A 12884-nucleotide genomic window follows, 5' to 3' on the forward strand; every position below is an offset into this window, starting at 1 on the left:
GCGCACAAAGTGAATGCCGCGGCCGTCGAGCAAGCGCTTCGCTCCTATGTGCAAGAGCGCCAGAAACTGCCCCCCACGCCCAACGCGATCGAATTGCATCTGTTTCGGTTGGACCTGGACCCCCGCAGCCCTTACGACCCGGCTGAACCGATTGTGATCGTGTTCGGCAACCGCCCCAAGGTGCGACCGGGGGCCGTGATGGTCGAATTCGGTCGTAGCGACTACGTGATCCGGGTGGCCGCGAGAACCGGGCGGGCGCTGATCGAAAAAGATAAGGAGTACACCTTGCGGGGGGACCTGGCGAGCCTCGCGCCCCAGCTGGCCACGGCCTACACCACCAAACCCGGCGACACCAGTGTGGGGGTTGTGCCCTGGCCCAAGGACGTGCCCTGGATGTCGCCACTGATGGCGCCCCCAAGTGGGGGCCCCACTTCGGGCCAATCCTCCCTGCCTCAGACCTCGGGCTCCACCTCCGTTTCAGCACCGGCCACGGGCAAGCAGAACGTGTCCTCGCCTGCCTCCGGCAAGTCCGGTCCGGTGCGCCTGACCACCGGCAAGGCGGGCGCCGCGCAGCCGGTGCCTGCCCGCCCGACCCCCAAGCAGTCACTGGCTGGAAAGGCGACGGCAGCGCCACCTCCGGTCGCTCAGCTGAATCAGCCTCAGCAGGTGGCCGCGGGGGCACTTCCCGCACAACGGGCGTCGGGCCCTGTTCGCCGCTCCCGGGACGGCGCACCCAGGCGCCAGACGGGCGCGGAGTCCAGGCGTCCCGATACCGCAGCGACGCCGGCCGCCGAGCCGCCCGCGGGCTTTGTACATCCGGATTACGATCTCAAGCGGGTTGCCAACAACGAGATCACGCAACGCAACCGAGAGTTCGACAAGCTCCGCCTGCGCGGCATCGCCCTCGTGTACGAGCACCGCAGCACGGAGGCACTCGCCTGTTTCCGGGAAGCCTTGCAAATCCGCCCCGGGGATCCCGCGGTGATGGCCTGGCTGGAGCGCCTCGAGGTGGCGGTGACGCAGACGATCGTGAACGAACGGGAACGGCGGGGCGAGAACGTGGATGCCGCCTTGCGCGCACGGGAGCTGATGATTCGACAGAAGATGCGCGATCTGGGAAATTGGGATGGTAAGCCCACTGCCCCGCGTGAACAAGGTTAGTTGCCCTCGTGTTCAAACCCCAAGCCAGATTCATCACCACCGCCATGGACCTGGCCTCCTGTCCCACTTTCAGCTGCCATGAGTTCGCGGTGGTCGGTCGTTCCAACGTCGGTAAGTCATCGCTTATCAACGCCCTGGCCCAGCAAAAAGCGTTGGCCCGCATCTCCAAGACGCCCGGGCGAACGCAGGGGATCAATTATTTCGACTTTGGCCCATTCTTGATCGCGGACCTGCCCGGATATGGCTATGCGGCCGTCTCAAAGGCCATGCAGGAACGCTGGCGGCGGGAACTGTCCCGCTATCTGGCCGGGCGCGAGAGCCTGGCGGGCGTGCTGCACCTCATGGACAGCCGTCATCCGTTGCAGCCGAATGATTTGCAGATGCGCGCCTTCTTGATGGAGCACGAGGTGCCCCTGGTGGTGGTGCTGACCAAGATCGACGAACTCAAGCAGGCCGACCTGGCCCGCACCGCCAAGCGGGTGGCGGAGGAGACCTCCCAGGACCCGATCCTGTTCTCCTCCCGCACCGGCCGGGGTCGGAAGGAACTGCTCAAACTGTTGGTGGCCGGCCCTGCGGCCGAGGAGACCTCCCTGGAGGGGGACGACGCCGACCCTGAGGAAGCCCCGTTGGATGGGGCGGACCTCGACGCGCCGGCCGATTGAGCCAGCCGCTGCGCCGGGGTGGTCGCCCCCAGGCACCCGAGACTGGCATCCTGCCGTTCGGGATGGTTAACGAGCCATCAGCTACTCTTTACCTCCCCTCAAATTTGAATGGCCCGAATGCAACGGGATTGCAACCCATCTGCACGATGTATAGCGTGGCAGTGGACCTCGCCAGGTGACTCCGGAACGCCTCGTTCCAGCCGCTCTGGTCAGCCCTGCAGGTCGTCGGCGTTGTCACGCGTACCCGAGGGAGGTTGCCCCCGTGCGAGCGAAGAAAACCCATCCACATCACGTCAAGACTCGCCTCTTCGGCGAGGTCGAAAAGGTGCTGCGTGCCGGTGGCAGCGAAATCATTCTGTCCTTGCCGGCACCGGGTTGCGAGCAGGCGGGTGGCTTGCGCCGTAACCAGCTGGTGGCGATGCACGTCTGGGGCGATCGCGTGCTGTTTTTCGACCCTGCGCGCAATCCGGAACGGTCTTACGCCGCGGAATGTGGCGAGGTGGGTCGGCCTGAGGCGGACTATCCGGGCATGCGCTATGAGGGCCGCGGACTCCATTCGTTATCTTGCGCCGTGTTGAAGGAGATGTTCTGCGAGGGCAAAGCGTTTGCCTTGGTGCCGCTCGCTCACCGCACGGCCTTGACGGGCTAACCCTGGCGAGCCGTCAGGCGGCCGTGGCGAGCACGTCGTGCCCCAGGCAAGCCAGCATTTCTTCTGCGGTGCGAGCCCGGTTGATGCGCTGACGCAGCTCGGCTGAGCCAGGCAGGCCACTGGTGTACCAGGACAGGTGCTTGCGACACTCGAACACCCCGATGCGCTCCCCCTTGAACGCCATCAAGGCCTTGGCGTGGCGCAGGGCCACGCGCAAGCGCTCGCTGGGCGTCGGTTCAGGGAGCAGCTCGCCGGTGGCCAGCAGATGCGCCGTGCGAGCGATGATCCAGGGATTCCCCATCGCGGCGCGGCCGATCATGACGCCGGCGACCCCGGTTTGGCGCATCCGCTCCCGCGCCCGCTCGGGCGAATCGATGTCCCCGTTGCCGATGATGGGAATGTCCACCGCCCGGACGATCTCGGCGATCGCCTGCCAGTCGGCTTCCCCGCTGTACCCTTGCTCGCGCGTGCGACCGTGGACCGCAATGGAGTGGGCCCCCGCCTCGGCGATGATGCGGGCGACCGTCAGGTAGTTGCGGGAATCCTCATCCCAACCCAGGCGCATCTTGCACACCATCGGCAGGCGGGTCGCCTTGACGCAGGCCTCGACCAGTTCCCCAATGCGCTCCGGGGTCTTCAGCAGGTAGGCACCGTCGCAGTTCTTGACGATTTTCTTGGCCGGACAGCCAAAGTTCATCGAGATCAGGTCAGCGCCGGCTTCTTCGATGATGCGACTGCCGGCTGCCAGCGCGCCCACGTCGTGACCAAAAATTTGAATCATGACCGGGCCATCAACCGTATGAAAATCCACCATTTCGGTGGTGTTGCGCCCCCCATGCACGAGCCCGTTGGCGGACACCATCTCGGTGGCCAGCACGCTCACGGGGTCGATTTCCCGGCAAATTTCCAGGTAGGGGCGATCGCAGACGCCACACATCGGGGCCAGGAAGACCCGGCTCTGCAGCGTCACATCACCCAGTTGAAGTGTTTGGTTCATGCCTCAGGCCTCGGGGTCGTGCTGGGTCAGGCCATTTCCTGCAGCCAGCGCAGCATCTTCTCCGCAGCCGGAAACACGCCACCTTTCCGCTTGATGGCATCGTTCAGGTTCTCGATCGCATCCTTGCGCCCCTCGTCCCCACCGAGGCGATAGGCTTCATCGAGCTTGTCGCGAACCCCCTTCTCGTTGAAGACGAGCAAAGCGAGGGCGTGGTTGTAACGGCCTTGCGGCACGGCCTTGGCTTCGCGGCAGAAATGCAACGCGCGCTCCTTCTGGCCGGTCAGGATGTAGAGCCAACCGAGCGCAACCGACACCCTGACATCCGCCCTTTCTTGACGCAGCTTCTGAAACTCCAGGACCAGTTCCTGCGGGGCGGCACCCGCCTCGTAGCGCTCCAGAAGGGTCTGGTAACGCTGGTCGAAGTCAACGGCGGTCGGTGCGGTCATGGGGGGGCTTCTCCTGCAAACGGGGGATGCCCCTCATTATATCGCGTCACATGGGCGAAAGTCAGGTGCTGGCGCCCCCGGGAGGGACGGCATTATCAGGATGCAAGGCCATGCAGGCTCTGATCCAGTGGCGCTCGAGCGCGCGTTGCTGGCTGCGCAAGCGCTGCAACATGAAATAGATGAAGTCGCGCAGCTGTTCGCTGTCGGATTCGATCACAATCTGGGTCGCGTGGGGGGTTTCGATGTGCTTGACCCGCAGCCGCTGCCGATGTTCCCTGGCCAGGTCCTCGAGCAGGATCAACTCGGCCTTGGTGCAGGTGGCGAAATAGCTCGTTGAAAGTTCCACGCCAGCCCCCTTTCGCCTTCCCGACGGAATCCGCTGGATGCGACGTGGCGGAGCGAGCGCCCCGAACCCGTGCCCCCGTGTCACGACTCTAAGCGTCAGGGCGGGTTTCACCAATGAGCGACCGAAGTTTTCAAAAAAAAACCCGCCCAAGTCAGGGCAGGTCCTTCTTTCCGGCGCTCAGGCGGGCCTGGGTTGTTCCGTCAGTGGCCTTCCAATCAGGAAGATGCGCGGTTCCAGGCGGTCCGAGTCTCCTCGATCGCCGCGATTGGCGACCTGAGGGTGTGTTTGCGGTGTTTCGTGCGTTCCGTTGGTCTCACGGACCATTCCGGGCCTGTCTCCATTGACAGCGTGAAACGTCATAGATCCCTTTCTCTCGAAGATAGGTGCCACAAGTCGAGATGTCGTCGGCGACACGTCAACACGCATCACGCCCCCTCGTGTGGCGTCTCTCTCATAAACTTACTTTAACCTATTTGCATCGAAATGTAAAGAGGTTTCAGGCGTTATGTAAATAGGAAGAGGCAAAAAAAAACAGCCTGGCTTTCACCAGGCTGAATCGCATTGAGCGGGGCTGACGGGGCTCGAACCCGCGACCTCCTACGTGACAGGCAGGCACTCTAACCAACTGAGCTACAGCCCCAGCGCCCAAAGGCTTGATCATCATACTATACCCTTCCCGGAGGCGCCAGTCCTGCCGGATCAAATCTCAGCTGATGACGGCGCCAGCGTGATCAGCACCTGTAAAATCTCCGCCAACTCCTGCATGGTGGCGTTGGGAAGGTTGTCATTCATGGGAATCAGGACGAAGTTCTCCCCCTCCGCCGCGGCCACGGCCAAAGCCGGATCATTGGTGTCCATGGGCACGAGGCAGGGGATATGACGGTTGAGGCAGGCCCCGGCGAAGCCGTGATCGACGAAAGCCAGGTCGGGCGGCGACGGCAGACGGTCCAGGTAGGCGTCCATGGCCAGCGGGGTGTGAGTATGTTGCACGCTGCAGGTGTCGCTCACGCAGGCAACCGGTCCGACGAAGTCCAGGAACCAGTCAGGGGCAACCTCCGCCCCTGGGGCCACCAGCGGAACGCGGCAACCGCCGGCTTGTAAAAACTGTGCCAGCAGGCTGTAGGCCCCCAGCATGGTGCCGGGGTGCCCGCTGCCGAAGACGACGCTTCCGCGGCGGTCACGAACGCGCCTGAGCCGCTGGGCCGCCTGCCACAGACCCCGCAGGCAAGCCCGGGGGTTGATGTAGTTGGGCCCGTGCGTGACCTCAGGGTCGCGGTTGCAGCCCGTGAAGCCAGCCACGGCCTCCAGGACCGCCAGCCGGTCCAGCCGCCCACTGCGCACCAGGTTTTCGACCCGATGGATGCCAAGGGTGTAGAACGGGTCGCCTTCCAGCAATCGGTCGATCGCCTTCAAGTTCGCTTCCCGCGTGTGGCTGAGGTCGCGCCCCGCGATTCGCAGGGACAGCAGGCGGTCGATCAAGGTTTCGATCAGCGGGGGGGGCAACTCGACCGCGATCTCCACGGCACTGCGTTTGGGCATGGACATCCTCCTCACTCCGGGAAGTGCGCCCAATGGCGCTGGGCGAATGGGGTCTGGTGTTCCGGCTCTTCATGGGGCGCGAGCAGCGCCCGCAGATGGTCCTTGGCCCAGCGGTGGATCGTGTTTTGCGCGATCACGGCCCGCTGCTCCCGGATCATGTGGCGTCGCACCTCGACCGGCTGACAGAGGCCATCGTGGATCGCCTCTGCCAGGCCGAGGATGTCGAACGGATTGACCACCCGCGCCACGGGCCCGAGTTCCTGCGCAGCCCCGGTGCATTCGGACAGCAGCAGCACCCCACTCCGGCGGTTCAGGCAGGGCCCCTCTTTGGCCACCAGGTTCATGCCATCCGCCACTGAATTGACGATCAGGACGTCATAACGCTTCAACAGGGCGATCGCCTTGGCCTGGTCGTGGGCGAAATGCAGGTCGATCGGCTTCCAGCGCGGAGATTCCCAGCTGGCGTTGATGCGGGCGGCCGTGTGCAGCAAGTCCTCCACGTGCGAGGCATAGGCACTCGTCGACTGACGGGACAGCGGGAGCAGCGCCAGCAACTGCACCGATCCTTGCCAGTCTGGATGCCGCGCCAGGAACGTTTCAAACGCCAACAGGCTGCGAATCAGGTTCTTGCTGGGATCGGTCCGGGCAATCATGGCCACCAGGCGCTCGGGGCGATCGCCCAGCCAGCTGTGCTCCAACGCGCGCACCTCCGGGCTCTCAGCCATCCGGCTCAGTTCGCTGGGGTCCACGGAAATTGGAAACGATCGCACCTTGACCTGGCGGCCGTTCCAGCTGATGGCGCAGCGCTGTCGATCCACCGGCACTTCCAGCAAGACCTGGCAGCAATCCAGGAAGTTCTGCACGTAGCGCGGACAATGGAATCCGACCAGATCGGCCCCGAGCAGGCGCGTCAGAATGGCCTCGCGGATCGGCGCGGGCAAGCTCCGCCAGAGGTCCGCTCCGGGCCAGGCGATGTGAGTGAAGTGGGCGATCGGAGCGCGGGGGAACGCCTCACGCAGCAGGCCCGGCAGCAGATAGAGGTGGTAATCCTGCACCAGGAAGACCGGGGCCTCAGTACTCCGTTGCACGGCCTGGGTGAGGTGCCGGGCGAACAGCCGGTTGACGGCGACATAGCCATGCAGCCAGGCTTCCCAGCGGGCCTCGTCAAAGGCGGGAAAGCTGGATGATACGCCCACATTGTGCTGGACGAACCAGAGGATGTGGTTGGCGATCGCATCGTAGTAACGCGCATATTGGGTGCGGGACGGGGTGACGAAGCTGAGCTGAAGCGGCAGTTCCGGCATCGCGGAGGAGCGCTTCAGGCCGCTCTGGCGAGCCACGCGGGCATCTGCTCGGGTCATCGCGGAGGCGACCCAGTGCAGCGGCGTGGGCGTCTGATGCACCAGTGCCAGCAGGGCCGAGACCAGGCCCCCCTGTCCGCGCTCGGCGCGCAAACGCCCTTCGCACTCGTGCCAGGCGTAGGGGCCCCGGTTGCTGGCGAGCCAGAGCTGGCGACCTTGCAGGTTCCGACTGCAGAAGTCTCTCAGGTCCGCTCGCTGCCTCTCGACAGAGGCCCCAAACCAGCTGTTGCCGCTGAATTCCGGCACGCTCATGCGCTGGGTCATCGCCACCTCCCCGCCCTGCCGACCCTAGCACTGGCCGGGATGTGACTCAAGGCTTCCTCCCGTGTTGGGAAACCTGCGCCTGCGCCGTATGCTCCCCCCACACGCGAGAGGAGCGAACGATGCGCATCGGCCTGCTGGCACCCCTGGCCTACCCCATCCCTCCTCGGGGATATGGGGGAACCGAACGCGTGGTGGCCAGTCTGGCCGATGGCCTGAGTCGACGCGGCCACACCGTGACCCTGTTTGCCAGTGGGGACTCGCGCTGTGCCGCCCGTCTGCGCACGTGTTTGCCGCATGCGCTCGGTAACGGGCCCGGTTCAGCCGCGCGCCAGGCGCTGTGGGAAGGCCTGCTGGCCCGCGAGGCCGTGGCCAGCGCCCGGGAACTGGATATCCTGCACGACCACACCAAAAGCGCCGGCATCCAGGCCGCAACGCTGGCGGATTGTCCGGTGCTGACGACCGTCCACAATGCGCTCACGCCGAAGCGGGAGGCGGTCTATTCACGCCACCTCGGGCATCCGCTGGTGGCCCTCAGCCAGGCGCACGCGCGCACGATGCAGGGCTTCTCGGTGGTGGAGGTCGTGCCCAACGGCGTGCCACTGCCGGTCTGCCCACGGCCACAGACCAAGGATTCCTATCTGCTGTTTCTGGGGCGTCTGGATGCGCCGAAGGGGGCCGATTGGGCGGCGCGTCTGGCCGCTCGCTACGACCTGCCGCTGGTCATGGCGGGCCGGGTCGCGAACGATGATGACTTCTTCGCGACGTGTGTGGCGCCTTGGCTGAATGGCGGGCGCAGGCGCTACGTGGGGGAGGTGGATGGCGAGGTCAAATGGCAATTGCTGGCCGGCGCTCGGGCCCTGCTGTTTCCGATTCGCTGGGCCGAGCCGTTCGGGCTGGTCATGGTCGAGGCGATGGCGGTGGGAACCCCGGTGGTGGCCTTTGGGCGCGGGGCCGTCCCGGAGGTCGTCGAGGACGGGGTGACCGGGCGGATCCTGCCGTCGGAGGCGGATGAACCGGCCTGGCGTCAGGCCTTGATGGAGGTGAGGCAGCTCGACCCCCAAGCGGCCCGCACCCGCGTGGCCCACCTGTTCTCGGAGGACGCCATGGTGGAGCGCTACCTCAAGCTTTACCAGCGCCTGATCGCAGCGCCGCAGGAATTGATGTCTCGAACGGCGGCAGGAGGACCCCCGCCTCCGTGATGATGCCGCTGATGAGCGCCGCCGGCGTGACGTCGAAACCTGGGTTGGCCACGCGGACGCCTTCAGCGGCCACGCGCCGGCCCTGCACGTGGGTGAGTTCTTCCGCGGGCCGCTCCTCGATCGGAATCAGGCCGCCGTGCGCCAATCCCGCATCCACGGTCGACAAGGGAGCCGCCACGTAAAAGGGCAGGCCGTGATGAGCCGCCAGCACGGCCACGCCATAGGTGCCAATCTTGTTCGCCGTGTCACCGTTGGCCGCGATGCGGTCGGCTCCCACCACCACGCGGTCGATTTGCCCACGGGCCATGAAATGGCCGGCCATGCTGTCGGTGATGAGGGTGGCGGAAATTCCCGCCTGGACCAGTTCCCAAGCCGTCAGCCGGGCACCCTGCCAGAAGGGACGGGTCTCGTCGACCCAGACGTGCAGGCTGCGGCCCGCCGCGTGAGCCGCCCGCAAGACCCCGAGGGCAGTGCCGTAACCGGCGGTGGCCAGGGCCCCGGCGTTGCAATGCGTCAGCACCTGGGCCCCATCCGGCATGACGGCCAGGCCGTGTTGCCCGATCGCGCGGTTGATGCGCACGTCTTCAGCCAACATGGCTTCAGCGCCCCTCACCAGCGCGGCCGCCAGGTCAGCGCCCTCCCCGGGGGTGGCCTCAGCGATCGCCTGCATCCGCGCCACGCCCCAGGCCAGGTTCACGGCCGTCGGTCGTGCATGACACAGACGCTGGCCGGCGGCGGCCAGCTGCGCCAGGGCTTCGGCACGCGGCTGCCCGGCCGCCGCTTGGGCCGCCAGTGCCATCCCGAAGGCCGCGCTCACGCCGATCGCCGGCGCGCCGCGGACGACCATGTCGCGAATGGCCGTCGCCACCTCGTCTGCGGTGCGGCAGCTGACGCCTTCCCAGACGTGGGGCAGGCGGGTCTGGTCCAGCAACCAGAGGCGATCGCCCTCCCAGCGCATCGTTTCCACGTCCTGATGCATGCCCTCAACCTCCCAGTTCGATCACGTGGGCCCGCGGGGGGCAATTGACGCGCAGCCGGATCAGGGTGCCCGCGCCAAGGCCCTCGCTGACATGCACGGCCGTGCGTTCGACCCAGTGCACCCCGCGCGCGTGGCGACGCGGCAGGTCACACTGCGTGACCACCGCGCCGACGCCGGGCAGGCGAATTTGCCCGCCGTGGGTATGCCCGCTCAGCACCAGGTGAAAGCTGCGCTGGGAAAACGAGGCCAGATCGGTCGGCACATGCACGAGCCCGATCAGCACGTCGGCCTGTTTCAGGCCCCGCATCGCCTGGGCCAGATTGCCCTGCCCGGTGAAGGGGTCATCCACACCCACCACCGCCACCTTGCAGCCGTCGACCTCGTGGAGCACCGTCTCGTTGACCAGCACCCGCCAGCGAGCCTGGTCCTCGTAGCGGGCCTTCAGCTGGGCGGTGGGGGGCCGCTGCCCCTTGCCCGTGAAACGCTGGGTCAGGAATTCCTCCAGCATCACGCGCCGCGGTTGCCGCAGCCGGTCGTGATTGCCCAGCACGATATAGGCGCCAAGCCGTGGCATGCGGCTCAGCAGGCCCGGTACCAGGTGCTCGGCGTCCTCATCCTCCGCCACGTCTCCGGTGAAGCAGACCAGGTCGTAATTGTCGTCCGTGACCTGGCGAATGAAGGCCTGTTTGGCGGTGTCGCGCGACAGCAGGTGCGCATCCGACAGGTGCAGGATTCTCAGCGGGCGAGGCAGCGCGGGACAGGGCACGCGATGGTGACCCAGGCGGAAGCCCCAGCGATCATCGAGCGTCAACCACATCAGCCCACCTCGAGGAAAGCCATGTTGGCCTTGAAATAGCGGAACATATCGGCCTTGACCAGCGGATGCTGGCTGAGGTCGGGGTCACGGGCGAGCAGCAAAAGGGCGGCTTCGCGGGCGCGTTCGAGCAAGAGGGTGTCATTGACGAGGTCGGCGGCCTTGAGGTCCGGCAGCCCGCTCTGGCGGGTGCCGAGAAATTCGCCGGGGCCGCGCAGCGCCAGGTCTTGCTCGGCCACCACGAAGCCGTCGTTGGTGGCCTCCATGATGCCGAGCCGCTGGGCCGTCGTCTCCGACCGACTCGACGAAAAAAGGTAGCAATACGACTGAGCCGCGCCGCGGCCGACCCGTCCGCGCAGCTGATGCAACTGGGCCAGGCCGAAGCGCTCCGCGTTTTCGATCACCATGACCGAGGCGTTGGGCACATCCACCCCGACCTCGATCACGGTCGTGCTCACCAGCACGTGGCTCTGCCCCGCGCGGAATTTGGCGATCTCGCGATCCTTCTCCTCGCCGCTCATCTGGCCGTGCAGCAACGCCACCTGAAATTCCGGAAACACCTCGGTGGCCAGGCGCTCACGTTCGGCCGTGGCGGCCTTGACCGTCTCGAGTTTCTCGTTTTCGTCGATCAGGGGGTAGACCACGTAGCACTGGCGGCCCGCCTGCAACTCGCGGCGCACCGCCTCCCAGGCCTCGTCCTGATCCCGGCGGGTGCGCGCCCAGCGGGTCGCGACAGGCTTGCGGCCCGGCGGCAATTCATCGATCACCGAGACATCCAGGTCGCCATGCAGGGTCAGCGCGAGCGTGCGTGGAATCGGCGTGGCGGTCATGACCAGCACCTCCGGGTTCTGGCCCTTCTCTCTCAGCGTGGCGCGCTGACGCACGCCGAAGCGGTGCTGCTCGTCGATCACCACCAGACCCAGCCGGGCAAAGGTCACCTGGTCCTGGATCAGGGCGTGGGTGCCCACCACGAGCTGGACCTCGTGCTGGGCGATCGCCCGCAAGGTCACCTGGCGCTCCTTGCGGCCCTGGCGCCCCGTCAGCAGCGCCACGCGCAGGCCCAGGGCCTCGACCCACTCCTTGAGCTTGGCGAAGTGTTGTTCCGCCAGAATTTCGGTGGGAGCCATGAGCGCCCCCTGGTAACCATTCTCGACCGCGACCAGCAGCGAGAGCAGCGCGACCACCGTCTTGCCGCTGCCCACGTCGCCCTGGACCAGCCGGTTCATGGGGCTGGGCTTGGCCAGGTCGGCCTGGATTTCCCGGAACACCCGTTCCTGGGCGTGGGTCAGAGCGAAGGGCAACAGCGCGCGCAGGCGGGTGACCAGCTCGCCGGCCGGCGGCAGCTGCAGCGCCTGGGTCTGCGCCTCCAGCTGGCGCCGCCGCCACGTCAGCCCCAGCTGCATCCAGAACAGCTCGTCGAAGGCCAGGCGTATGCGGGCCGTGGCCAGTTCCTCGGCCTGATCCGGGAAGTGGATCGTCTCCAGCGCCTTGCGCAGGGGAATCAGGGCCACGCGCTTGTCTTCGGGGCCTGTGAGCAGGTGATCGCGCAGGCCGGTCGGCAGGCTGTCCCGCACCAGTTGCAGGTGATTGTCGAGCGCCGTGCGAATGGCCTTGCGCAGCGTCTTGGCGTGGAGGCCTTCGGTCAGGTCGTAGACGGGCACGACCCGTCCCACATGCAAGCTACGCCCCTCCTCGTCATCGGCGGCGCCCAGGACCTCGACCTCGGGACGTTCGAAGGCCAGCTTGCCGGTGAAGCTGTCACGCTTCGGCTCGCCACTCAGCAGCAGGGTCGCGCCGAGCGGGAAGCGCGCCTTTTGGCGATCGAGCTGGGGCTTGTTCGATTTGCGCCCGAACCAGCGGGCGATCGCCGTGCCGCTGCCGTCCGAGATGGTCACCGTCACGATGCTGAGCGCCTTGGCGCTGGGCAGGTTGTAGGCCTCGACCCGCTGGATCGTGCCCCAGACGGTTGCCCGGGTGCCGGCCTGCAGTTGCCCGATGCGCACGCGCTGCTTGTAGTCGAGGTGCTGGCGTGGGTAGTGGCGCAGCAGGTCATCGACGGTGTGGATGTTCAGGCGTCCCAGCAAGGCGGCCAGGGCCGGCCCGATGCCCTTCACGAACTGGACCGGCTTGTCGCGCCAGTCGGCCGGCTCTTCGGGGCGGTGGCGCGGCTTGGGCTGCCAGCGCGGCAGCAGGGCCGCCAGGTCGCCCACGGCGCGCGCGCGCAGGTCGGGGTCGAGGTGTTCATAGCGCGCGAAGGCCGTGGTCAGCGGGGCGATCGCCTCGCGGTCGCGCGGCGGTACCTCGCGGGCCAGCGCGCTGAGCGTGTCGAGCACGAACTCGGCGAAGCACTGCGTGTTGCCGCGCAGGTTGGGGTACTGATGCTGCGCCTCGATGGCGAGGGCGCGTTGCAGGCGGGTGGTATCCGGCATGGGCTGCTTCATGATACCGGAGCCGCGGCCCGCGGGCC

Annotated in this window: 12 protein-coding genes and 1 tRNA gene; 4 read left to right on the forward strand and 9 right to left on the reverse strand. The window is 66.5% G+C overall.

Annotation, left to right across the window (positions count from 1 at the left end; translation table 11 throughout):
• The 3 genes from VKP62_16465 to VKP62_16475 form a co-directional block, all read left to right on the forward strand.
• Positions 1-1161, forward strand: a 1161-nt coding sequence (locus VKP62_16465) for a hypothetical protein (GenBank protein ID MEB3198788.1), incomplete at its 5' end; no start/stop codon positions are given.
• 8 nt (positions 1162-1169) lie between these two features.
• A complete protein-coding gene (yihA, locus tag VKP62_16470) occupies positions 1170-1823 on the forward strand; it encodes a ribosome biogenesis GTP-binding protein YihA/YsxC (protein MEB3198789.1) in 654 nt (217 codons plus the stop codon).
• 262 nt (positions 1824-2085) lie between these two features.
• Complete coding sequence (locus VKP62_16475; protein ID MEB3198790.1) at positions 2086-2472, forward strand: hypothetical protein; 387 nt, start codon at positions 2086-2088, stop codon at positions 2470-2472.
• A gap of 13 nt (positions 2473-2485) precedes the next feature.
• On the opposite strand, the gene dusB is transcribed toward VKP62_16475, so the two are convergent.
• From dusB to VKP62_16505, 6 genes are all read right to left on the reverse strand, one after another.
• Positions 2486-3469 (reverse strand): tRNA dihydrouridine synthase DusB, encoded by a 984-nt coding sequence (gene dusB, locus VKP62_16480; protein ID MEB3198791.1) that lies wholly within the window; start codon positions 3467-3469, stop codon positions 2486-2488.
• A 26-nt stretch (positions 3470-3495) separates the two neighbouring features.
• A complete protein-coding gene (locus VKP62_16485; GenBank protein MEB3198792.1) occupies positions 3496-3915 on the reverse strand; it encodes a hypothetical protein in 420 nt (139 codons plus the stop codon).
• 61 nt (positions 3916-3976) lie between these two features.
• Positions 3977-4261 carry a hypothetical protein gene (locus VKP62_16490; GenBank protein MEB3198793.1) on the reverse strand — a complete coding sequence of 95 codons (285 nt, stop codon included), beginning with the start codon at positions 4259-4261 and terminating at the stop codon, positions 3977-3979.
• 566 nt (positions 4262-4827) lie between these two features.
• Positions 4828-4901, reverse strand: a tRNA-Asp gene (locus tag VKP62_16495).
• A gap of 59 nt (positions 4902-4960) precedes the next feature.
• The gene (locus VKP62_16500) at positions 4961-5800 is read right to left on the reverse strand and encodes a phosphatase (GenBank protein ID MEB3198794.1); all 840 of its coding nucleotides are present in this window, start codon (positions 5798-5800) and stop codon (positions 4961-4963) included.
• Between the two features lie 11 nt (positions 5801-5811).
• On the reverse strand, positions 5812-7425 hold the full coding sequence (locus VKP62_16505; protein MEB3198795.1) for a trehalose-6-phosphate synthase: 1614 nt from the start codon (positions 7423-7425) through the stop codon (positions 5812-5814).
• A 119-nt stretch (positions 7426-7544) separates the two neighbouring features.
• On the opposite strand from VKP62_16505, the gene VKP62_16510 reads away from it, so the two are divergent.
• A complete protein-coding gene (locus VKP62_16510) occupies positions 7545-8624 on the forward strand; it encodes a glycosyltransferase family 4 protein (protein MEB3198796.1) in 1080 nt (359 codons plus the stop codon).
• Here VKP62_16510 and mtnA read toward each other — a convergent pair.
• The 3 genes from mtnA to recG are packed head-to-tail and all read right to left on the reverse strand — an operon-like array spanning position 8545 to position 12846.
• On the reverse strand, positions 8545-9603 hold the full coding sequence (gene mtnA, locus VKP62_16515; GenBank protein ID MEB3198797.1) for an S-methyl-5-thioribose-1-phosphate isomerase: 1059 nt from the start codon (positions 9601-9603) through the stop codon (positions 8545-8547). The two genes, VKP62_16510 and mtnA, sit on opposite strands and share 80 nt — an antisense overlap.
• A gap of 4 nt (positions 9604-9607) precedes the next feature.
• Positions 9608-10420, reverse strand: a complete 813-nt coding sequence (locus tag VKP62_16520; protein ID MEB3198798.1) for a metallophosphoesterase — start codon at positions 10418-10420, stop codon at positions 9608-9610.
• Positions 10420-12846, reverse strand: a complete 2427-nt coding sequence (gene recG / locus VKP62_16525) for an ATP-dependent DNA helicase RecG (protein MEB3198799.1) — start codon at positions 12844-12846, stop codon at positions 10420-10422. The genes VKP62_16520 and recG overlap by 1 nt, the downstream gene beginning before the upstream one ends.
• Positions 12847-12884 lie beyond the last annotated feature (38 nt).

The organism is Candidatus Sericytochromatia bacterium (genome assembly GCA_035285325.1).
Classification (GTDB): Bacteria; Cyanobacteriota; Sericytochromatia; order S15B-MN24; family JAQBPE01; genus JAYKJB01.

Coding starts and splice junctions, on each gene's coding strand:
- VKP62_16485 (MEB3198792.1), bottom strand. CDS start 3,915: ATGACCGCACCGACCGCCGTTGACTTCGACCAGCGTTACCAGACCCTT.
- VKP62_16505 (MEB3198795.1), bottom strand. CDS start 7,425: ATGACCCAGCGCATGAGCGTGCCGGAATTCAGCGGCAACAGCTGGTTT.
- mtnA (MEB3198797.1), bottom strand. CDS start 9,603: ATGCATCAGGACGTGGAAACGATGCGCTGGGAGGGCGATCGCCTCTGG.
- VKP62_16510 (MEB3198796.1), top strand. CDS start 7,545: ATGCGCATCGGCCTGCTGGCACCCCTGGCCTACCCCATCCCTCCTCGG.
- VKP62_16500 (MEB3198794.1), bottom strand. CDS start 5,800: ATGCCCAAACGCAGTGCCGTGGAGATCGCGGTCGAGTTGCCCCCCCCG.
- dusB (MEB3198791.1), bottom strand. CDS start 3,469: ATGAACCAAACACTTCAACTGGGTGATGTGACGCTGCAGAGCCGGGTC.
- recG (MEB3198799.1), bottom strand. CDS start 12,846: ATGCCGGATACCACCCGCCTGCAACGCGCCCTCGCCATCGAGGCGCAG.
- VKP62_16520 (MEB3198798.1), bottom strand. CDS start 10,420: ATGTGGTTGACGCTCGATGATCGCTGGGGCTTCCGCCTGGGTCACCAT.